This window comes from Candidatus Krumholzibacteriota bacterium (genome assembly GCA_034520215.1).
Taxonomy (GTDB): Bacteria; Krumholzibacteriota; Krumholzibacteriia; order Krumholzibacteriales; family WJIX01; genus JAGHBT01.
In genome coordinates, this window is the sequence record JAXHNR010000002.1 from 34,834 (window position 1) to 55,159 (window position 20,326).

The window sequence follows — 20,326 nt, forward strand, 5'->3', positions numbered from 1 at the left end:
TAACCGGCTGGCGATGGAGCGAAGCGGAATTGCCGGTCCGTTTTGATGCGGTTGTTAGGCGACATTTTCAGCGCTTTCCTATCTGAACTCCCATTATCTTAACGCCATCCTTTGTCTTCATTGACAATGTCGCTGGTTCGGTAATCAGGCATCGACCTGTTTCAAGGTTGGCTGTTTCTTCATTCACCGACACTTCAGCCGCTCCGTTAACGACAAAGAAGATAACATAAGATTCCATTTCACAAGTTGGCATCTCTCCTCCGGGCGGAAGTTCGATAATTCTTGCTTTAAATTCTTTAGCTTTGTAAAAAACATTCTTATCCCTTTCCTCATATGGATAGGATTGGATTGTTTTAAGATCATATACCTTCATCGTCATTACCTCCTTTTGCTTTATGTGGATTATCAGCACTCCACTCAATTATTCTTTCAACGGATAGGCCCATGATGACAACAAATCCAATCGTTAGGACAAGTCGGGCAGCCATAAATCCTGGCCCAAGAAATTGAAGCTCGATCATTTCCTGAGGCACCTTTATGCACGCCCACGCAGAAAGAAAAATAATAATATTGGAAATCCGGGCGCCCTTCCTAATCAATGAAGCAGCTAAAGGGAAAGCCACATAGAGGGGGCCAGTCGGTAAGGCGCCAAATAGAATGGCAAGAGAAAAGCCTTTTATCCCGGATGTTTTCCCTAAATATTTTTCGACCATTTCTTTGGGTACCCATACCATGAATAGGCCCATTAATACCATCACGCCAGGAAGTATCCAGATCATTTCAACAAAGAATGACCATGAAGCCGCAGTTACTGCCTTTTTTTTGCCGGGGAAAAGTGATAATAAGCCAATCGCGATTATCAAAGTAATAGCGAGGAATATTGCATCTCGTTTCAGGCCGGAGTTTTCTGTATTCTTTATCATAATATTGCCCCCATAATGAGAGCAATAATAATTGCAATACCAAAACTTATCCCATTCCTAAGTAAAGCAATATTCTTTCCTAATATCTTTATTTCCAGAGGGAGTGTTACCACACCAATCATCGTTAAGCTGGTAATAAACACTGCCACTGAAGTAATTGATGCACCACTTTCAATTAGAGATGCTGCTAAGGGAAAGGAAATTAAAGAAGGTATATGTAATACTGCTCCTAACAATGCCACAATAAATACTCCCCCGAAACCTGCTTGCTCACCAATTAATCTCGAAATTTGACTTTTCGGGACGAAACCTAAAAGAAGACCGATAAAGATTATAATAATGAAAACCATTGGAAGAACGCGGACAAAAGACTTCACCGCTACTCTCAGGGACTGTTTGGTCTTCTCCTTATTCTTGAGAAGAGAGATGAATAAGCAGGCAAAAGCGAAAAGATTTATCACTATAGCTGTCGAGTTCACTGTCATTGACCTCCAGTCGAGCCTGTAATTCTTCCGCCTAACATATAGTATACAGCCCTGCATAGTTAGATAACCGCCGCATAGCTCCGCTGTATGATTCAATCCTAACCAATTTAATTATCACCTAATTCCTCATGACTTCAAGACATTAATTATTTGGACATTCCCCACTTTTTTAAGGGAAGGCAAAAAGACTTCCTTGAGTTGATTCTTCTTCAGGTTTTCCCGCCCTTGATTTTTGTTTCCATTCTCTCTGGCGAGACAGCAGCATTGCTATCGCATCAGCCAACGCGTAGTAATGAAAGTCGGGTACACCGAAAAAGCGTTTCGCTACTTTTGCTACTCTTGTAGACAAGACTGTCAGCTTCAAAGATTCACCCAACCAGACACCCGAGAAGTATGCCGCCGCCAATGTTAAAGAGGCCATATTTCTCAAACGTTCATAATCCAAAACACGGATATCTTAAAGATGATAACTTTGCTTAATGAAACGAATCGTCTCCTCTATCAGCCACCGCGAAAGGTAAGAGCTTACAAAAAACCATAAACTTTTTCTTCTCCCTTCACTTCTTTGACAATCGTATCTGCATAGCTCATAGGGCAACCTTTGGCGAGATCTATTGGATAGCGATTCCTACCGCGAAAAACCAAATTGGTCTTCCCCCGATATTCCAGACAGTCAGTTAAGCTATGTTTGCCAACTTGTCGTAATCTCCAAGGCTTTTATACTCCAAGTATGTATGGCAACGAATGCAATTATAAAACGTTCCAATGTATGTGAAAATATCTCTTTTTGCCTCCTTTCTGGTTTTATATTTCTTTGAATAAACAGATTCAACTTTCAACGATCGATAGAAACTTTCCATTACAGCGTTATCCCAGCAATTCCCTTTTCTGCTCATACTGCAGATCATACCATGTTTCTTGAGCTTATCCTGGTATTTATAACTGGCATACTGGCTACCCCTGTCCGAATGATGTAATAAGCCGGGGGCCGGACATCTGGCTCTTACAGCCATATCAAGAGCGTCTATCACAAGATCTTTCGTCATCCGTTTATCCATAGACCAGCCAACAATACGTCTTGAATATAGGTCCATTACAGTAGCCGGATATAGCCACCCTTCATCAGTCGCAACATACGTAAGATCAGACACCCAAACCATGTCCGGTAAAAGAACTTCAAAATTCCTGTCGAGAAGATTGGCGGCAATAGGATAATTATGTTTTGAATCTGTTGTTGGTTTAAACTTACGTTTGCGCTTTGCTGCTATCTGCTCTTCCCTCATCAGTCTGGCTACACGTTTCCGGCTGCAGCTAAAGCCTCTATCAAGCAATTCTTCATGCACTCTCGGGCTGCCATAACTTATTTTTCTACCGGTATGAATTCTCCTAATCTCTTCCAATATTCTCCTTTTTCCCCGATATCTTTTACTTTCCGGCTGGCTCTGCCAATTGTAATAGCTCTTTCTTGATACACTTAGAACCTTGCTCATCACAGATACCGGATATTTATTCTCATTGTCTCTTATGAATTTGTATTTCATCCTTCGTCCTTCGCGAAGTAACCAACTGTTTTTTTTAGAATTTCATTTTCCATCCGAAGACGCCGGTTTTCTCTTTTTACCCGCGCCAGTTCTTCATTTTCTGGTTTCATGTATCCTTTGCCGGGAAACAAATGTTTTGCGTCTTCGGCATATTATTTCTTCCATCTCGTCAGCGTAGTTGGATGCACCCCCAGTTCTTTTGCCACTGTAACCATTTTGTTGCCTTCTTCAGTTATTAGTTTTACAGCTTCCACTTTAAATTCCCTGCTGTATCTCTTCCTTCTCTTTTTCATTCGACACCTCCTGCTATCTCTAGTTTAACATAGCTTTTCTCAGTGTCTAGGAAAACGGGGGAGGTTCAAATGACGCCTGTTCGTTAACCGAATGATAAAACGTAACTTGTTGTTTAATAGCGGGTTAATTAGCTTGACTCGATTCCGCCACGATCCAATACATAGATTCCTCGATTTCCAACAGCCCCCTTGATTGTATCTATCACCTGAAGCAGCTTAAATATTCTCACTACCATAATCGGGCGCCCCGGCAGACCACAGCCTCTGATGTAACGGAATTATTCTGCGTTTCCCCGGCTCACAGGCAATGGCCGCACACCCCCAATAGCCATTCGCAATTTCCCCAGTACTCCCGCCTGCGTACCCGGGCCAAATATGGCATTGTCTTCGCGTAAGGTTTTCTGATATCAGTCGGATCAATAACTATCAATGTGTCTTTATGTATTTTCCGTGCTCCACAACTATCTCATTAATTTTCTGCCACAGTCCCTTCGTGGCCAGGTGACGACTCAATCGTTCTTCAGTCTTTTTAAGTAAAATATCTTCTCCAAGTAACCGGCTAATCGAGCTGAGTTTTCTCGTTACGCCCGGCTTGAATTCCATATATCATTTGCTCGATAAATTTTGATCGTGGCTTCGAAAAGTGGGGATAAAAAACGCCTAAAAAATTATGAATTTGTCCTCGTAATTTTGTGGCAATTTGTCTATACTCCATTTCGGCCTCCTGCTTTTTTTGTGTTCATCGATGATTATAATCGTCGATTTCCAAGGAGGCCATCTTTTTATTTGTAATACCTCGTTATTGCTTAAATATCAACAGATTAGACGATATTAGGCCTGAAAACTGGGGAATGTCCAATAAATCTTCTATGCCGGGAAAAGGATAAGGAGATAAGCTGATAAGAGATACAACCATACCATCCCATTAATAGTATATCAGATAGATCATAGTTACAGTAACAATGCCGATTATTATATTCATAGGAATCCCCACTCTGAGAAAATCCTTGAATTTGTATCCGCCGGGACCATATACCATTAAGTTTGTCTGATATCCTATCGGAGTGGCGAAGCTGGCGGAGGCGGCAATGGCCACGGTAATGAAGAAAGGGCGAGGGTCCAGGGCTGCCTGCTGGGCAATCGCAAGAGAAACCGGGAAAACGAGTGCCGCCGAGGCGTTATTTGTTATGATCTCGGTATAGAAACTTACGATGAAGTAGGTTCCCGCAATAAGGCCAATGGGACCGGCCACTCCAAGCACTGAGATAAGGTGAACTGCTATATAATCGGCGACACCTGAATTAATCATCGCTTTCGAAATTCCGAATGCCGACGCAATGATAAGAAGTACTTTCCATTCAATGCTGTCGCGAGCATCTTCAGCCGATATGCACCCTGTAAGAATCAGGATCAGAGTGGCCAGGCAAACTGATAACAGAATGGGAAGAAGCCCTGAAGCCATGGTAATAATCATTATTGCCAGAATTGAGATGCTGAGCCAGGAGTAACGTCGGGGTTTTGACGGGGGTGATTCCGCCCGTGAAACCAGATAAAAATCTCTTGAGTGATACCACCTTTCCGCAAAACTGTTTTTTGCCAGTATCAGCAGGGTGTCACCGGTCTTGATTACTATATCACCGACTTTTTTCTGGATTCTTTCCCCGCTGCGATGGATCCCAAGTATAACTGCCTGGTAGCGGGATCGAAACTTGCTTTCCCTGACATTTTTTCCTATCAGAGGTGAATTGGAAGAAATTACAGCTTCAAAGGTGCCAAGTTGGTCAGAGTCATAATTCTGCAGGTCGAACTCCGGATCCTGAACCGTTATCAGTCCTGGGGTCCGTTGAAGCTCAATAATTGTAGAAGGCAGGCCGGCAAAGAATAATCGGTCCCCCGAAAGAATTTTTTCTTCAGGCCCCGCCGCTGAAATAATTTTATCGCCCCTTTCAATCTGAAATAAATAAAGGCCCTTAAGATGACGAAGATTCGCCTCCGATATGGTTTTTCCGATATTCCGGAAATTTTCGTTTACTTTCATCTCCACTACGAACTCTCTGGTATTGCCGCCCAGTTCAATCAGCGGCGGTTTACGCTCCGGCAGGAGGCGGTGGCCTATCAGGACGATGACCATAAGACCGAAAAGGGCCGTTGGGATACCTACCTTTGATATTTCAAAGAATGAAAACCCCTCCAGTCCGTTCTCTATCATCAGGCCGTGAACCACCAGAGTGGTACTGGTTCCGATAAGGGTACAAATACCTCCCAGAATTGAAGCGTAGGAGAGGGGTATCATGAATTTTGAAACAGGGTTTCCGGTTTTACGTGCCCATTGCTTTATCACGGGGATCAGCATGGCCACGACAGGGGTATTGTTAAAAAAGGCGGAGACTGAGGAAACAGGAATCATCATACGGATGAGTTTGGTGGAGATTTTCCCATGCTGTTTCATTATCCTTCCCACGATAATATTCAGTATATCGCTGCGCTGAAGAGCGGAGGCCACTATAAACAGAAAAGCAACAGTCAGCATACCGTGATTGGAGAATCCGGAGAAGGCCTCTGAGACTGTGATAACTCTTCCTGCCGTCAACATAATCAGGGTTGAGAAAACCGCCAGGTCCGGCTCCAGCAATTCCTTCACCAGAAGAACTGTCATGGCGGCAATCAGGGTGGCTGTATATATAAACTCGAAATCGAACATCTTAATAACTTTATTCAGCTTGAGAGTTCCCGGGCCAGCAGCAGAGCAGCCAGCGCCGCGGGAAAGATCAGATTAAAACCTATAGAAAAATTGATAAAGTACTGTGGCCTGTTTCTGAATATTCTGATTTCATCGATCTTTTTTATCTGACATAAGCCCAGAACGACGCTGTGGACTCCCAGCGAAAGAACAACAAGATCAGCTATAAGCACTTCGGCCCTGATGCGCCAGACAGCCGCAAATGCCCTTAAGACATCAATAATTATGGTTCTGTTCATGGCTCCTCCAAAAAAAGATGCTGAGCATCAACAATTATTAAGGTAATTACTCAGCCTCCAGTTTTCCGGTCAGCTCTTAACCTGATAATTTATCTTATTCTCATTTTGTTCAGTTTATCTATCTGTATAACTTTTCCGCCCTGTATATCTATCTTTACCGAACCATGTCTTATCTCACTAATGGCGGAGAATATACCGGACATCATAATATCATTGAAGCCGGAATCTCTCTTTCTGATTCTATTTCCCGAGGAGCTCGTACTGGTACTTCCTTTTGTTATTCCATCCGCTTATAAGAGATCGGAAATGCTTAACTCTTCGACTTTTTTTGATATATAGTCTCTGATCTCCTGGAATACCTGCATTACTTTTTCTTCCTTTTCAAGCGGGGTGTGTTCGAAAAAATATTTACTTACAGCCGCCGTGGGAGCCAGGGCTCCGTCCATGAGCCTGATTATTTCAGCTATACTTATCCGCTCGGCTGGCATCGCCAATTTATACCCTCCCGATGCACCGGTTTTGGCCTTCAGATATCTGGCATGCTTGAGTGGAATGAATATTTGCTCCAGATACTTCTTGGATATACCATATTCATCGGCTACATCCTCCATCTTGATATATCCTCCTTCTTCGTTTCGGGCGATATAAATCAGAGCCAGCAGTGAGTATTCGCTTTTGGTGGTCAGTTTCATTTCAAACCTACTTATTTATATTATCTATAGATATTATAGACAATAGATTCAAATCTGTCAATAATTAATGAGATGAATTTTTGCAGTGTTGCCCGATGCGTTTGTGCTCCTGTATTTTCCCCTTTGAGGCCTTAATGGATTGACCCTTATGCGGCAATAATATTATCCCTCAAATCATACCCACCACAAAAGACGCAACTATCTGAAGGTGCCGCCTTTTTCACGTCACATTCTAATCCAGAAATTTCTATTTTCTTTATCCATACTTGACTTTTTAGGACTCAATATAGTACAATTTATCTGCATTTTAAGCATGGCGATCTTTTGTTTTTTTTTGCAGCAACCTAGTAACGCTTAGTATTATTTATGGTTACGGTTTTATTTGTGTTTAGCGGCTTCTTTATACCGCGATGATTCAGTTATAAGCGCAATAGCTACTTATGAAACCAGACCCTTTTTAGGGGACAACAGAATAAGGCACCAGGTTCGAAGGGTATTTATTTTTAAATTGTTAACGCGTTTAGCGCTTCCTCTTCAATGTATTTTTTTAAACAAGAAGGTACAAAAGATGAAAAAACATCTGGGTATATGGCTTGCGGCAATCGTTTTGTTATTTTCTCTTTTACCGGCTCACCCATGTTTCGCGGGCAATAATGTGTACACGGAAAATTTCAGTACGTCATTATTCGAGGACCCAGCCTACACTACGGCTAATTGGGACACAGTTGCCGGAGAACTCAAGTTTTTCACATTTCAGCCCACACTAATCGGATCTTACAACACTTCGGGTATCTCGAGAGATGTAAAGGTTTCGGGCGACTACGCCTTTGTGGCCGATAATGATAATGGGATTCAGGTGTTCGATATTTCAGATACGGCTAATCCCCTGCTTATAGGATCGTACGGCGCGGAGAGCTACACATTGGATGTAGAGGTTTCGGGCGACAACGCGTTTTTGGCGGATTACAGCTCAGGGCTCCAGATACTCGATATTTCAGATCCCACAAATCCTCTTTTTGTTGGAGCTTACAATACTTCGGGCTCTTCCCAAAGTGTTGATGTCGAAGGCGACTATGCCTTTATCGCGGATGGAGATCCGGGGCTGATAATAATAGATATTTCAGATCTCTCAAGCCCGGCGCTTCTTGGAACATACGATACGCCGGGTTACGCGAGGAACTTAACGGTTTCGGGCGACTACGCCTTTATCGCGGACGGTCTTTCAGGGCTTCGGGTTATAGATATTTCAGATCCAGCAAACCCCACCTCGCTGGGAAGTTATGACACCACGGGCGATGCGAGAGAGGTCAGGGTTTCAGGTGACTATGCGCTTGTGGCTGACAACACATCCGGCCTACAGATACTCGATATCTCGGATCCCTCCAGCCCGGCGCTTCTTGGAACATGTGATACTCCGGGCCATGCCTATGGTGTTATTGCCTCGGGCGACTATGCCTTCGTCGCGGATTACAACTACGGGGTTCAGGTTATTGATATTTCAGATCCTTCAAACCCTCAAATTATAGGAAGTTACGATACACCGGGTAATGCCTATGGAGTTACGGTTTCGGGAGAAAACGTCTTTTTAGCCGATGCCGCCGGGGGACTGAAGGTGGTTAAGATAGCACAGCTCGTAAACCCGAAACTTGTCGGCAATTACGACACATCGAGTTACTGCAGGCATGTAACGGTCTCCGGTGATTTCGCGTTCGTGGCGGATTACCGCGGTGGACTGCTGGTGATTGATATTTCAGATTCGGCGAACCCCGCACTCCTGGGAACATACGACACTCCGGGCTATGCTCATGGGGTAGCTGTTTCGGGTGATTATGCCTTTGTGGCGGACGGAGGTTCGGGGCTGCAGATGATCGATATATCAGACCCGGCGAATCCCGTTTTCCTTGAAAATTTCAATACGGCAGGCTACGCCACTGACGTTGCGGTCTCGGGCGATTGCGCTTTTTTAGCGGATTTAGGCATGCTGTACGTAATCGATATTTCAGACCCCTCCAACCTAACGTCGCTTGGAACATACAGCCCGCTGCTGGGCGACGTTCGCGGAGTGGAAGTCTCGGGCAACTGCGCTTTTGTGGCGGATGGTGACTGGGGACTTCTGATGATTGATATAACGGATCCAACGAGCCCAACCAGGATAGGACGTTACTATCAAGAATCAAACAATTTCATGGACGTAACATGCGCGGGCGACTACGCCTTTGCCGCAAATGACACTTCCGGGCTCTATGTGATCGATATCTCGGACCCGTATATTCCCTCGCTTCTCGGAAGCTACAACACTCCGGGCTCTGCCGTTAGTGTTGAAATTTCTGGTAACTACGCTTTTGTGGCGGATGCAGATTCCGGGCTCCATGTGATAAATATTTCAGACCCAACCAGCCCCACACTAATCGCGACATGTGATACGCCGGACTATGCCTATGGCGTTGCTGTAGCGGGTGACTACGCCTATGTCGCGGATGGCTCGTCCGGGCTTCAGTCTATTGTAGTTTCTCAGGGGAAGCTGGATCTGGACGGAAATGCCGGCCGGTCGCTTTTTGTTTATTCTTCCGGAGACAGTATCTTCCGGACTCGATTAACGAGTACGCATACGGACAGCGTTGACTGGGAAGTAAGTTCCGACGACGGTACAAACTGGCAGGAAATACTGCCGGACGGGGAATGGAATAGACAGGCTGTTCCGGGAAAAAATCTCTTATGGCGTTCAACTCTTCTATGGGAAGAACCCGTTGATAATCCTGCAGTTACAGAACTTCAACTCGAATGGCTTGTGGGGGCCGGTGTAATCAGTGAAATTGTTGATGTGCCTGATGATCAGGGCGGATGGGTTCAAATGAATATTATCCGGTCGGGCAAAGATTTTCTCGATGAGACGGATTACACTATTTTAGAATACAAAATATGGAGATGGGATGGCGATGTTGATGACGGCGAATGGGTTTGTATGGACAGTGTAACAGCAGCCCAGCAGGATGAATACGTTGTTACCCTGCCTACGGTAAAAGACTCATGCGCGTCGAGTACTAATCACACGACGTTCCTGGTAACGGCTCACACTACAAAACCGACTTTGGTGTTCGCGTGCGAACCGGACAGCGGTTATTCGATCGATAATATAGCTCCCTCGGTCCCGACTAATTTTTCCGTTGCCTATAATACGGGTAGCGGCAACCATCTTTCATGGGACCCGTGTCCCGATGGTGACTTCAAGCAGTTCAATGTCTACAGGTCAAATGATCCCGGGTTTATTCCGTCCCCCTCCGACCTTGTACGTGTCGAAACAGGAACAAGCTGGCACGATCCCGGGTATGACGGATGGGATGTTTGTTATAAGATAACGGCGCTTGATTCCGCTGATAACGAAAGCGATCCGGTTTCGCCGTCTAATGTGACGGCGACGGAAGATCCTGAAATTCCGATGAATTACGTGCTCTATCCTAATGTGCCGAATCCGTTTAATCCAATCACATCGATTCGTTACGATGTTCCTGCGGAGGGAGGCATTGTAACATTACGCATATATGATGTATCGGGAAGGCTTATCAGGACGGTTCTTAACGGACCTCAGACTGCGGGTCAGAAAACGGTAATGTGGAATGGAAGGGATAGTAGAGGGCTGAATGTTGCTTCGGGTGTCTATTTCTACAGGCTGACGGCACCGGGGTATAAAAAAACGCTGAGGATGGTGCTGCTCAGGTAGGGCCGGGAAATTTTGGAGTTTCCCCATTTTTCTTAGGGGACAAAGAGGATTCAATATTCAGACTCTCTGCAATCCGCTATTTATGGTGCAGTGTAAAACCCGGAAGCTTCAATATGGAGACTCGCTCTCCGTGTCCAGTCTGTGCCGCTGATGCTATCAGACCATGAATAAGCAGCTTCGCCCACCAAGTTGGTATCCATACTCAGTCCCCAGTCGTTATTAATTATTTCATACGGCCACCATGTATAATTGCCGGTTGAAGCTTCACTGCCGTGGGGGATGATATTTGAAGTGTAATTATTCCCGCCGCTTAAACCTTCCAGGTACGCAGTTAACCAGTTGGTGTCCAGATCTGATAAATATATCTGCGAGAGCACACGGACTGTTATTCCCGTTAGAGGATCCTCCACCCCTCCGGGCTGATAACCAGCACCGCTTCCTCCGCAACCGTAAGCCATCATAGTATCGGGTATCAGTTCGAGTGATTCATTGGTAGAGCTGTATGAATATGACCTATCGCTCAGATAACCGTCACAGGGGGTATGAACACTTCTTATTCTCTGCCCGCTTCCGCTTAAATAACAGCTACAGACGGATGTTGATGCTGAATAATTGTAATCATATTCCATTGTGGTTCTGATCTTAATCTCGAGTATGTTAATAGAGAGAGTATCATAGTAGTTGGTTTCGTCGTAGTACGCTCTGGCGGGGATATGATATTCAGTAATATCTGTATCGCTGTTCAGGTTATTCGCCCAGGTGCCGGTAAATGACGCCTCGAATTCACCGTCAGCGTCTGTACTCCCGCTCTGATCATGAGTTACGTCGTCGGGCCAGTCGATCTCTACAAATACATCCTGCAGAGGAGATCCTCCCTTTTCAAAGTGGGCTGTTGCCGTGAATATGGCCCTGTCCAGATTGCTTTCAGATATAACACCTGTCTGAACTGTCTGTTTGTCGGATGTCAGATAGAAATTCACTTCATCCTCACTCCCGCACGCCGCTATCCAGCTTTCTATCTGATCGATCAGTCCTGAGTCAGGGTTGGGGGATAACTCAGCCCAGTCAAGCGCATCTTCAAGTATAGCTTCACCGGTTTCATAACTGCCGTTCTCGCATTCCTGGTGGCCTGTCGAAGCATATTCATTAACAAGGCCGTTGAACACAGCCTCTATATCGGTCTTGATATCGGATAATCCCAAGTTGTCAGCGTAGTTATAACAATCCAGAATCAATTCGAAAACATCCGGCAGGGGCTCCGACTGCCCCTCATCGATTGCTTCGCTGGTAAGCGCTTCAAGGATCGAAGAACAGTTATTGAATGCCATATCTCTCAGAGTGTTCCAACCCATTTCATCCGCGTGTCTGTAATAGCTTATGAGTCTGAGCAGAATATCCAAGCCGGGATGATCCTCTCCGTATTCACTAGCCTTTTCGATAAGGTGCTGAAGGAATTCTTCTCCGGGCGTGTCGCTGCCGTATCCGCTGAAATGAGAGAGTGTGCAGGAGATCGTGGGAGTGCCTTGATCTACAACCGTGGGGATTATCTCATAATAACCGGAGCAGTCGCAGAACCCGGCTATAATTGTCGAATCTGTTATACCGCATGAAAAAGTATCAGGATATTCGATTGTGAGAATAACGGGCGAGGAAAATTCCAGGCCGTCAGGTTCCGCGATTAACCCGAAATGACAGGATAAAGTGTCCTGGAGTGATTCGAAGCCGGAAATGGAGAATGAAAGATTATCAACAGGGGTCAATGTAATTGTAGTAACCGAATCAACCGCTTCGGGATCCGCTTCAAGTGTATAGATCACTCCATCTGAGCTTGTCGCGGAAACGGATCCTCCGGAAACTGGATCCAGATCACCGCTGCCGGAAGATCCGGTTTCTTCCTGGTATTCAATTACTAATTCTCCTTCTTCCTGAGAGTTATCCCCATCGGGACCCGTTGTATCTTCGGAACATTCGAATATGGAAAGTATTACAGTAACCGAAAGCAGTGCAAGAATAACGCGTTTCATAAACCTTCTCCTCCATTCACAGCAAGTCATTTAAAATTCATATAATAGATGAAATAACCTGACGTCCTAAAAGAAAAATTCAATGAGAAAACAGGACATTTTATAATATTACGGTCTTTCATAAAGTATCTCTCTAACCTACACTTTATTCGTATACCCGCGTCTGTTTTTATTAAAACCGGAGTTGTTTTTATTCTAAGATTGTTGAATTTTTCTGTCAACATGGAATGTCCAAGGAAAGAATATATGGAATTCCCAGCGGGCACTATAACCCCCCCCTATATATATCCCCTGGCATGCTTTCTGATATGAACCAGAACCTGTGCCAGACCGTTCGAGCGAACCGGGGAAAGATGTTCTGAAAGACCTGTTTTCTCAAGAAAATACAGATCAGCGCCAACTATATCCTCCGGCTTTCTCCTGTTTATAACCTGCAGCAGAAGGGTCAGTATCCCCCTGGTAATAACCGCGTCACTGTCGGCGTAATAGATTACTTTCCCGCTATTAAATTCACTTGCAAGCCAAAGCTTCGACTGACATCCGCTGATAAGGTTTTCATCTTTCCTGAATTCTTTAGACGGAAGTTTTATCTCCCTCCCCAGTTTTATAAGATACTGATAAAGGTCTGCCCGTCCATCCAGAGCTGAAACCTCATCTATTATCCTGTCCTGAATTTCATTTATCTCAGTCATCGCTTATCCTGCCATCATGCTCGAGACCTTTTTTATTCCCGTTATCAGTCTTTCCAAATCATTGATGTTGTTATACAACGCTACTGAAGCCCTCACAGTTCCTGTTATCCCATAATGGTTCATCAGCGGCTCCGCGCAGTGGGCGCCCGTTCTTACAGCCACGCCGAGGCCATCGAGAATCATCCCCGCGTCGTAATGATGAATGCCGTCAAGGTTGAAGGAGATCGATCCGTGCTTTGAGGATCCTTCAGCGTAGATTACCACCCCTTCAAGGCTTTTCAGTTCATCTTCAAGGTATTTTAACAATTTATTCTCGTGCGCTTCTATTTCGCCCTGGCCGATATTATCTATATACTCTATCGCTTCCGCGAGCCCTATAACCCCCGCAATATTCCCTGTGCCCGCTTCGAACTTCAGGGGCACGGCTTCGTACTCGGTTTTTTCGAATGAGACTGACTTTATCATTCCTCCTCCGGTGTTGAACGGGGGAAGTTCTTTCAGCAAATTCTCTTTTCCGTAGAGTACACCTGTTCCGGTGGGTCCGTATACCTTGTGCCCGGAAAAAACAAAAAAATCACAATCCATTTCTCTCACATTTACCGGGATATGCTGAATGGACTGAGCTGCATCGACCAGTACCGGAATATCTTTCTTATGAGCCGCTTCTATAATCTTCTCTACCGGGTTGATTACACCCAGCACGTTGGAAACGTGCGTGACTGAGATCAGCTTCGTTTTCGGTTTAATCAGATTCTTTAATTTATCTATCCTCAGATTTCCGTTTTTTTCAAGAGGGATCACCCTGAGGACCGCTTTCTTCCTCCTGCATAAGCGCTGCCATGGAACGATGTTCGCGTGGTGCTCCATTCCCGTTACTATTATCTCGTCATCTTCCCGGATGAACCTTTCTCCGAAAGAGTAAGCTATGAGATTAATCGATTCTGTGGCACCCGAGGTGAAAACTATCTCTAAGGCTTTTTCGGCGTTTAGGAATTTTCTTACACTTTCCCTTGCATCTTCGTAAAGACCGGTTGCTCTCCGGCTCAACAGGTGAGCTCCCCGGTGTGTGCTGCTGTATTCTTCGCTATAGAATCTTATGATTCTATCCAGCACCCGCTTCGGTTTCTGGGTTGTAGCCGCGTTGTCGAGGTAGCAGATTTGTTTGCCGTTTTCTTCCCTGCTTAATATGGGAAAGTCTTCTCTTATATCATCAATATCGATCATTAACCGTTCAGTCCTTGACTATCAAAATTAGTGAATACCACTTCCTGCTGTCCGTATAAATCCTCTTAATCCTAAGTCCCGCCCTTTCTATCATCATCACTACCTGCTCACGGGAAAACTTGTGCGAGTTCTCGGTGTGGATTCTTTCCCCCTTTCCTATGGGGATCCTTTTATTAAGGTGCGGGGTTCTTATTTCCATATCCTCCACCGCCTCCAGGTGCATCTCTATCCTAGAGTGCTGGTCGTTGAAAAAAGCCACATGCTGAAAAAGCTCCGGGTCGAAGTCCATGCCGGCCTTTTTGTTCACCACATTCAGTATATTTTTATTGAACTCGGCAGTAATCCCATCACGGTCGTTGTAGGCAAGCTCTAATATTTTTCTATCCTTTATCATGTCCACACCCAGAAGGAGGTTGTCGCCGCTGTTCATAACCTCCTGGAGATCAGTTAGATATACTAGTGCCTGATCTCTGTCCAGATTCCCGATAGTGCTTCCGAAGAAACAGAAGAAACGGCCGGATGATTCAGGTACACGGTCGATCTTGCTTAAGAAATTTGCCGCCAGGCCGTAAAACTCAATAAGGGGAAATCGCTCTGATATGATATCGGCGGATTTCTTAAGAGCTGAGTAACTTATATCCACAGGAACGTAACGGATCGCCGCCCTCTTTGATTCCGGAATAGACCCTATAAGAATTGAGATCTTAGAGCAGTCTCCGCTTCCAATTTCAACTATATCCATCCCATCGAACGATCCGCATATCTCAGGCGAGATCTCTCTTAAGATTTTCTTTTCCATATCGTAGAGGTAGTATTCCTCAAGGGCTGTTATTCTCTCGAACAGCCTCGAGCCCACCTCATCATAGAAGAAAACGCTGGATATCTGTTTTCTCTCTCCCGTAAGCCCACTGATTATATCCTTAAGATTCTTCTCCCTGCTGTTTCCGTCAAGAAGGCTTCTTATCTTAATTCTGCTTCCGGCATATATTTTCTGCATAAACCTCCTGTCGCTCAAACTAAGATGCTACTCTGGAGTTCCCGTTTCGATCGGATTCTCAGGGTCACTGCTCCATTGATACCATCCGCCGTCGAAAACCGATATGTCCGGCCAGCCCATAAGCCAGGCGCTAAAGAAGGCCTCGCTCGCCCTCCAGCCGGTCCCGCAGTAGAAGGCATTATGTTTGTCGGGAGTAATTCCCGCTTCACTCCAGATCCTTTCGATCTCGTGGTACTCCCTCATAGTATGGTCGAGGTTTCTGTAATTCTCCATGTGGTATGCGTCTGACCCGCAGTTGCCGAAGATAGAACCCGGTATTCTACCCTTCTTCTCTATGTAATTGTAACCGCTTACCCGGCCTGTATACTCCGGCCAGCTGCGGACGCTTACCAGGTTTTTTCCTTCAGCCTCGAGAATCTCCCTCGCCCCTGCCATATCTGTAATCAACTCCGGGTTCTGAGGGATATTAACCCCGAATTTTTCAGCCTTCATTTTCGTATTCTCTTCTGTTTCCACCCCGTACCCGGCATCCAACCACGCCTGCATACCTCCGTTAAGCAGACGCACATCTTTTACACCCGCATATAGCATTATAAAAGCGGCTCGCATCGCCCCAAGGTGTCCCGCGCTGCTTCCCGGAAAGGGATCGTTATTGTCCGGGAATGAAAACCTCCCGTAAAGCACAACCGTTGTCTCTGATGTTATCCCCCTGGACAGAAGCGCCTTTTTTATCTCATCCGGTTTACGGCAGTTCCAGGTCTCCTGCGATTCGAGCGCATTCGTATCTATATCGACAGCTCCCGGTATATGCCCAGCTAAATAGTCTTCCCGATTTCGGTAATGAGCATGACAGAGTACAAACCTGTTGTTTTCATATTCTTCGGCATCTCCGGTCTCAATCAACCGCTTAAGCCATGGGGCGGGAACCAGCCTGTTGTATCTTTCCAGTTGCTCCATAGGCAGTGAGTCACTCATAACCCACTCGTCTGTAAACCCGTAGTAAGCCGCGACATCATCATACCCCGAATTAACAAACTGTTTGATTACTTTATCTGTTTGATCTCTGCTGTAGCCGTAAACAACGATCATATCTTCCGGCTTTATCCCCCGGGACCGGACTATCTCTATCCAGTCTATATATTCAGCCCATTTAGCAGGAAAAGATTTTGCGCCTTCTATATGACCGCCTCTTTTTTCACACTGCAATCTCCAGCCATTATAAGCCTCGGGAGGGCGAACATCAATTACCTTCAGATTAGAATGTCCAAATTTTTTGAGCAGCTCCCGGGTGGAAAGTTCCCGGTGGTATGTAGATTCTTTTTTGGCATACATATTAAATTATTACCGTATATCCCGCAGATTTGCAACAATTATCAGAGACCCGGGCTTAAAGTGAGATTTTATTCAGCTGTGTTGAGACTGGAAGTTCGGCGCTTTGGCGACTCAAAGGGAAAAAAGCTGTGCGTAAAAAATTGTTGAATCGTATTTTCCACATATTTCCCCGGACTCAGGTTCGATATGACCCCCGGTTTTTCACACTATGTTTCATTATCAAAACCAAGTCCGATATGAATCGGGTTTTAAAAATAAAATCGTCTGGATAACCATAAATTTCAGGTCAATTCTGAGAACATCTGCCTTTCAGTGATTATCGACTACCTTATTGATTATAAAAATTTTGGGAACTCCAATACACATAAAAGACTTGACGTTCCAGAAAAAAATCTGTGAATATCAAGCAAAGGAGGAAAAAATGATTAAACGCACTGGTATTTCTTTTATGTTGTTAGCAACATTTTCGCTTATGTTGACTCCGACCTTTCTTGCTTTTCCTGTGATAGCCAACGCAACAACCTATTATGTTGCTACTAATGGCTCAAACACATCTCCATATGATACGTGGGCTAAAGCCGCGGCCAGCATTCAAACGGCTGTAAATGCAGCAAGTAATGATGATATTATCATCGTTGGAAGCAGTGATGGGTATGGAGCAGGAACTTACACAGAGAATGTAGATGTGAACAAACAATTAACTATCCAGTCTGAAAATGGAAATAGCACAACCGAGATTATAGCTTCAAACACAAACGACCATGTTTTTTATGTAACAGCAGATAGTGTGACTATTGAAGGATTCTCCATCTATGGTGCCACCGGAGTCGACAGGGCTGGAATCTGTCTTACCTCTGTTACAAATTGCACTATCGAAAATAACCGCTGTGGCTGGGATTTTACCCATACGAACTACTATGGCATCTACTTGAGTGGTTCCAGCAACTGCACTATCAACAACAATACCGCCAGCTACAACAACGGTGTGGGTATCTACATGAATACATCGAGCGAAGACACCTTAACCGCCAATATAGCAAGTAATAATAGTGGGGATGGAATTTCTTTATATTCTTCGTCGAGCAATACTTTAAACAGCAACACGGCCAACAATAATAGTTTTGATGGAATTCGTCTTGTACCTTCTTCAAATAGCAATACTCTTAACAACAACACGGCAACTGGAAATGGAAATAATGGATTTCTTATAGTAGAATCTTCGGATAACAATCTTACCGGCAATACAGCAAATAGTAATACTGCTTCTCATGGTATTTATTTGGTTTCTTCTTCAAACAACAACACCCTAAACAGCAACACTGCGGACAGCAATATGAGTAATGGAATTCGTTTAGAAAATTGTTCAGGCAATAATTTGGATGGTAATTCCGTAACTCACAATGAATTCGGAGTATTTTTAACTTCTTCATCAAACAATACCATTACTTCCAACATAATGAATGAGAACGATGGGCGAGTTGACGGAGATGGAATTATGTTAGCTGATTCCGATAACAATGTTATATCCAACAACACGATGAATAACGATCCGGGAGATGGAATAGAGTTTGCTAATTCATCAAACAACATTGTGATGGATAATACTCTGGATAATAGCGGCCTTATTGATCCCGGTGCTTCGATACGTATCAATTATTATTCCTCTTACAACTCCATAATTAACAACACCGTGATAAATGGCTCTGGAGGGATTGTTCTGGAGGAAGAATCGAACTACAATATTGTATCAAACAACACCATAACCGGCCATAGCGGTCGAGGTTTCGAATTTTGGGAGAATGCTTCATATAATACGCTTACTGGTAACAACATAAGCAATAACGGCACCTATGGTATCTGGCTCCCCTCTGGGAACTACAATACAATATATTTAAACGACATAAGTAACAACATCACCTCCAATATTTATTCAGAGAGTTCAACTACTACCTGGCATTCACCTACCACAATATATTATGCCTATAACGACAGTACTTTCCACAAAGGATATTTAGGTAATTATTACAGTGATGGAACTCACTCCGGCAACTTCGGAATAGGGGGTACTTATACTATCGCTAATGACAATGATGATGAATACCAGTTAATTAGTACCATTAATAATTATTCTCTTCAAGCATGGTGGCTGCACAGCGATGATAAAATGTACAGGTCCGATTTTTCCAAAGCTGGAGGAAGTGTAACCATCAGCAATGGCGGCACTAATATCTGGAAAGCCGATCAGGTAGCCCTGACAGATATAATTTTCTCAGGAAGCGATACCTGGACAGGCCAGTTGGTTTTTACGGCTGCTCCGACAACTGGGCACATTTTGACTATTGAAATTGGTTCTTCGACGGATGGAAGCGATTTTACTGCTGGCGGCCCTAATGCAACTCTGACAGGAAATGGGAGCGCGACCAAGTTCAACTTTGAGACTGACGCAAGCGCTTTTACAGTATCCGCCGGAAAGTATTTAGCCATCCGGATAACAAGCAACCATGCAGAGTACAGTATAAGAACCGGTGGTGTCTGGAGCTATGCGTCTTCTCCAGATAATAGCGCAGATTACCCCCTTCTTGTCGAACTTGCTTCTTTCACCGCAAGACAAAAAAACAACACAGTGATTCTCGAATGGCAGACTGCTTCCGAACAAGATAATCTCGGTTTTATTATTGAAAGAAAAAATGGAGGGGAAAAATTCACAGAAATTGCGAGTTATTTAACAGATGAAGAATTGAAAGGCGCTGGAAATACATCAGCTCTTTCCTATTATGAATTTACAGATGAAAATATAGTTTCGAAAACAACTTACCAATACCGTATCTCAGATGTAGATTATTCCGGAAAAATAACAAATTTAAAAACTGAACAAATTACTATTACAGGAAACTCTACAGATCTATCAAATAATTATGTTTTAAAATCTGCATATCCGATTCCATTTAATCCAACATTTACAATTCCTTTGACATTAAAAACCGATGCTTATGTAAATATTAAATTAATAAATACACTTGGACAGAAAGTTATGCAGATCAAAAATAATCAAATGACGGCTGGTAACCATAATCTACAGGTAAATTGTAAAAACTTGACCTCTGGCATTTATTTTGTGAAAGTAAGAATTGATAAAGCAAATGAAATTCAAAAAGTTGTTCTGTTAAAATAAGAAATTCATTTCTATCTTGAATTCAAGTCTTAAGTGCAATTAAAAAAGGTTAATGGGTCAGGTGTTATATTGAAAGTCTCATTCTTGAAATAGAAAGGTGACTTTGTGAACCAATACCAACAACTAACCCAGAGACAAAGGATGTCAGCTTTGCGAGTTTTATAAAGCTGGTTATCTGCGCAAAGAGATACGGAAGCCGATGAGTAATAGAGGGGGAAATATAAAGCCGTCATTCGTGAGGTCATGCGTTTGTG

The 20,326-nt window shown here is 44.1% G+C and carries 16 protein-coding genes and 1 pseudogene; 2 read left to right on the forward strand and 15 right to left on the reverse strand.

The genetic code is table 11. The features are described from left to right. Window positions 1-67: 67 nt before the first annotated feature. The 10 genes and pseudogenes from U5O15_06885 to U5O15_06930 all read right to left on the reverse strand — a co-directional run bounded on the left by U5O15_06885 (window position 68) and on the right by U5O15_06930 (window position 6,913). Window positions 68-373, reverse strand: coding sequence for a hypothetical protein (locus U5O15_06885; protein ID MDZ7860376.1), 306 nt, complete (start codon window positions 371-373; stop codon window positions 68-70). Next, window positions 360-923 (reverse strand): permease, encoded by a 564-nt coding sequence (locus U5O15_06890; protein ID MDZ7860377.1) that lies wholly within the window; start codon window positions 921-923, stop codon window positions 360-362. The genes U5O15_06885 and U5O15_06890 overlap by 14 nt, the downstream gene beginning before the upstream one ends. Continuing rightward, window positions 920-1,402 (reverse strand): permease, encoded by a 483-nt coding sequence (locus U5O15_06895; GenBank protein MDZ7860378.1) that lies wholly within the window; start codon window positions 1,400-1,402, stop codon window positions 920-922. Before U5O15_06895 ends, U5O15_06890 begins: the two co-directional genes overlap by 4 nt. 175 nt (window positions 1,403-1,577) lie before the next feature. Next, window positions 1,578-1,838 carry a hypothetical protein gene (locus U5O15_06900; GenBank protein ID MDZ7860379.1) on the reverse strand — a complete coding sequence of 87 codons (261 nt, stop codon included), beginning with the start codon at window positions 1,836-1,838 and terminating at the stop codon, window positions 1,578-1,580. 247 nt (window positions 1,839-2,085) lie between these two features. Beyond that, a pseudogene (locus U5O15_06905) lies at window positions 2,086-3,242 on the reverse strand (IS3 family transposase). Window positions 3,243-3,668: 426 nt separating this feature from the next. Next, complete coding sequence (locus U5O15_06910; GenBank protein ID MDZ7860380.1) at window positions 3,669-3,845, reverse strand: hypothetical protein; 177 nt, start codon at window positions 3,843-3,845, stop codon at window positions 3,669-3,671. A 322-nt stretch (window positions 3,846-4,167) separates the two neighbouring features. After that, on the reverse strand, window positions 4,168-5,943 hold the full coding sequence (locus U5O15_06915) for an SLC13 family permease (GenBank protein MDZ7860381.1): 1,776 nt from the start codon (window positions 5,941-5,943) through the stop codon (window positions 4,168-4,170). Window positions 5,944-5,957: 14 nt separating this feature from the next. Further along, a complete protein-coding gene (locus U5O15_06920) occupies window positions 5,958-6,221 on the reverse strand; it encodes a hypothetical protein (protein ID MDZ7860382.1) in 264 nt (87 codons plus the stop codon). Window positions 6,222-6,310: 89 nt separating this feature from the next. Then, window positions 6,311-6,427, reverse strand: coding sequence for a DUF2292 domain-containing protein (locus U5O15_06925; GenBank protein ID MDZ7860383.1), 117 nt, complete (start codon window positions 6,425-6,427; stop codon window positions 6,311-6,313). 84 nt (window positions 6,428-6,511) lie between these two features. Further along, window positions 6,512-6,913, reverse strand: coding sequence for an Rrf2 family transcriptional regulator (locus tag U5O15_06930; GenBank protein ID MDZ7860384.1), 402 nt, complete (start codon window positions 6,911-6,913; stop codon window positions 6,512-6,514). Between the two features lie 568 nt (window positions 6,914-7,481). Here U5O15_06930 and U5O15_06935 point away from each other — a divergent pair. Then, the gene (locus tag U5O15_06935) at window positions 7,482-10,631 is read left to right on the forward strand and encodes a FlgD immunoglobulin-like domain containing protein (protein ID MDZ7860385.1); all 3,150 of its coding nucleotides are present in this window, start codon (window positions 7,482-7,484) and stop codon (window positions 10,629-10,631) included. A gap of 80 nt (window positions 10,632-10,711) precedes the next feature. Here U5O15_06935 and U5O15_06940 read toward each other — a convergent pair whose 3' ends face one another. The 5 genes from U5O15_06940 to U5O15_06960 all read right to left on the reverse strand — a co-directional run bounded on the left by U5O15_06940 (window position 10,712) and on the right by U5O15_06960 (window position 16,900). After that, window positions 10,712-12,655: a hypothetical protein gene (locus U5O15_06940; protein ID MDZ7860386.1), complete on the reverse strand. Its 1,944-nt coding sequence runs from the start codon at window positions 12,653-12,655 to the stop codon at window positions 10,712-10,714. Between the two features lie 278 nt (window positions 12,656-12,933). Further along, complete coding sequence (locus U5O15_06945) at window positions 12,934-13,347, reverse strand: SufE family protein (GenBank protein MDZ7860387.1); 414 nt, start codon at window positions 13,345-13,347, stop codon at window positions 12,934-12,936. Window positions 13,348-13,350: 3 nt separating this feature from the next. After that, entirely contained in the window at window positions 13,351-14,571 is a 1,221-nt protein-coding gene (locus tag U5O15_06950) for a SufS family cysteine desulfurase (protein ID MDZ7860388.1), read from the reverse strand. A gap of 7 nt (window positions 14,572-14,578) precedes the next feature. Continuing rightward, the gene (gene egtD / locus U5O15_06955) at window positions 14,579-15,568 is read right to left on the reverse strand and encodes an L-histidine N(alpha)-methyltransferase (GenBank protein MDZ7860389.1); all 990 of its coding nucleotides are present in this window, start codon (window positions 15,566-15,568) and stop codon (window positions 14,579-14,581) included. A gap of 27 nt (window positions 15,569-15,595) precedes the next feature. Then, complete coding sequence (locus U5O15_06960) at window positions 15,596-16,900, reverse strand: rhodanese-like domain-containing protein (GenBank protein ID MDZ7860390.1); 1,305 nt, start codon at window positions 16,898-16,900, stop codon at window positions 15,596-15,598. Window positions 16,901-17,321: 421 nt separating this feature from the next. Between U5O15_06960 and U5O15_06965 the strand changes: the two genes are divergently transcribed. Further along, a complete protein-coding gene (locus U5O15_06965; GenBank protein ID MDZ7860391.1) occupies window positions 17,322-20,072 on the forward strand; it encodes a NosD domain-containing protein in 2,751 nt (916 codons plus the stop codon). The last annotated feature ends 254 nt before the right edge of the window (window positions 20,073-20,326 follow it).

Excerpts from the sequence above, each read along its gene's own strand:
- U5O15_06885 (MDZ7860376.1), bottom strand. The coding sequence starts at position 373 with ATGAAGGTATATGATCTTAAAACAATCCAATCCTATCCATATGAGGAA.
- U5O15_06890 (MDZ7860377.1), bottom strand. The coding sequence starts at position 923 with ATGATAAAGAATACAGAAAACTCCGGCCTGAAACGAGATGCAATATTC.
- U5O15_06910 (MDZ7860380.1), bottom strand. The coding sequence starts at position 3,845 with ATGGAATTCAAGCCGGGCGTAACGAGAAAACTCAGCTCGATTAGCCGG.
- U5O15_06915 (MDZ7860381.1), bottom strand. The coding sequence starts at position 5,943 with ATGTTCGATTTCGAGTTTATATATACAGCCACCCTGATTGCCGCCATG.
- U5O15_06920 (MDZ7860382.1), bottom strand. The coding sequence starts at position 6,221 with ATGAACAGAACCATAATTATTGATGTCTTAAGGGCATTTGCGGCTGTC.
- U5O15_06925 (MDZ7860383.1), bottom strand. The coding sequence starts at position 6,427 with ATGATGTCCGGTATATTCTCCGCCATTAGTGAGATAAGACATGGTTCG.
- U5O15_06930 (MDZ7860384.1), bottom strand. The coding sequence starts at position 6,913 with ATGAAACTGACCACCAAAAGCGAATACTCACTGCTGGCTCTGATTTAT.
- U5O15_06935 (MDZ7860385.1), top strand. The coding sequence starts at position 7,482 with ATGAAAAAACATCTGGGTATATGGCTTGCGGCAATCGTTTTGTTATTT.
- U5O15_06940 (MDZ7860386.1), bottom strand. The coding sequence starts at position 12,655 with ATGAAACGCGTTATTCTTGCACTGCTTTCGGTTACTGTAATACTTTCC.
- U5O15_06945 (MDZ7860387.1), bottom strand. The coding sequence starts at position 13,347 with ATGACTGAGATAAATGAAATTCAGGACAGGATAATAGATGAGGTTTCA.
- U5O15_06950 (MDZ7860388.1), bottom strand. The coding sequence starts at position 14,571 with ATGATCGATATTGATGATATAAGAGAAGACTTTCCCATATTAAGCAGG.
- egtD (MDZ7860389.1), bottom strand. The coding sequence starts at position 15,568 with ATGCAGAAAATATATGCCGGAAGCAGAATTAAGATAAGAAGCCTTCTT.
- U5O15_06960 (MDZ7860390.1), bottom strand. The coding sequence starts at position 16,900 with ATGTATGCCAAAAAAGAATCTACATACCACCGGGAACTTTCCACCCGG.
- U5O15_06965 (MDZ7860391.1), top strand. The coding sequence starts at position 17,322 with ATGATTAAACGCACTGGTATTTCTTTTATGTTGTTAGCAACATTTTCG.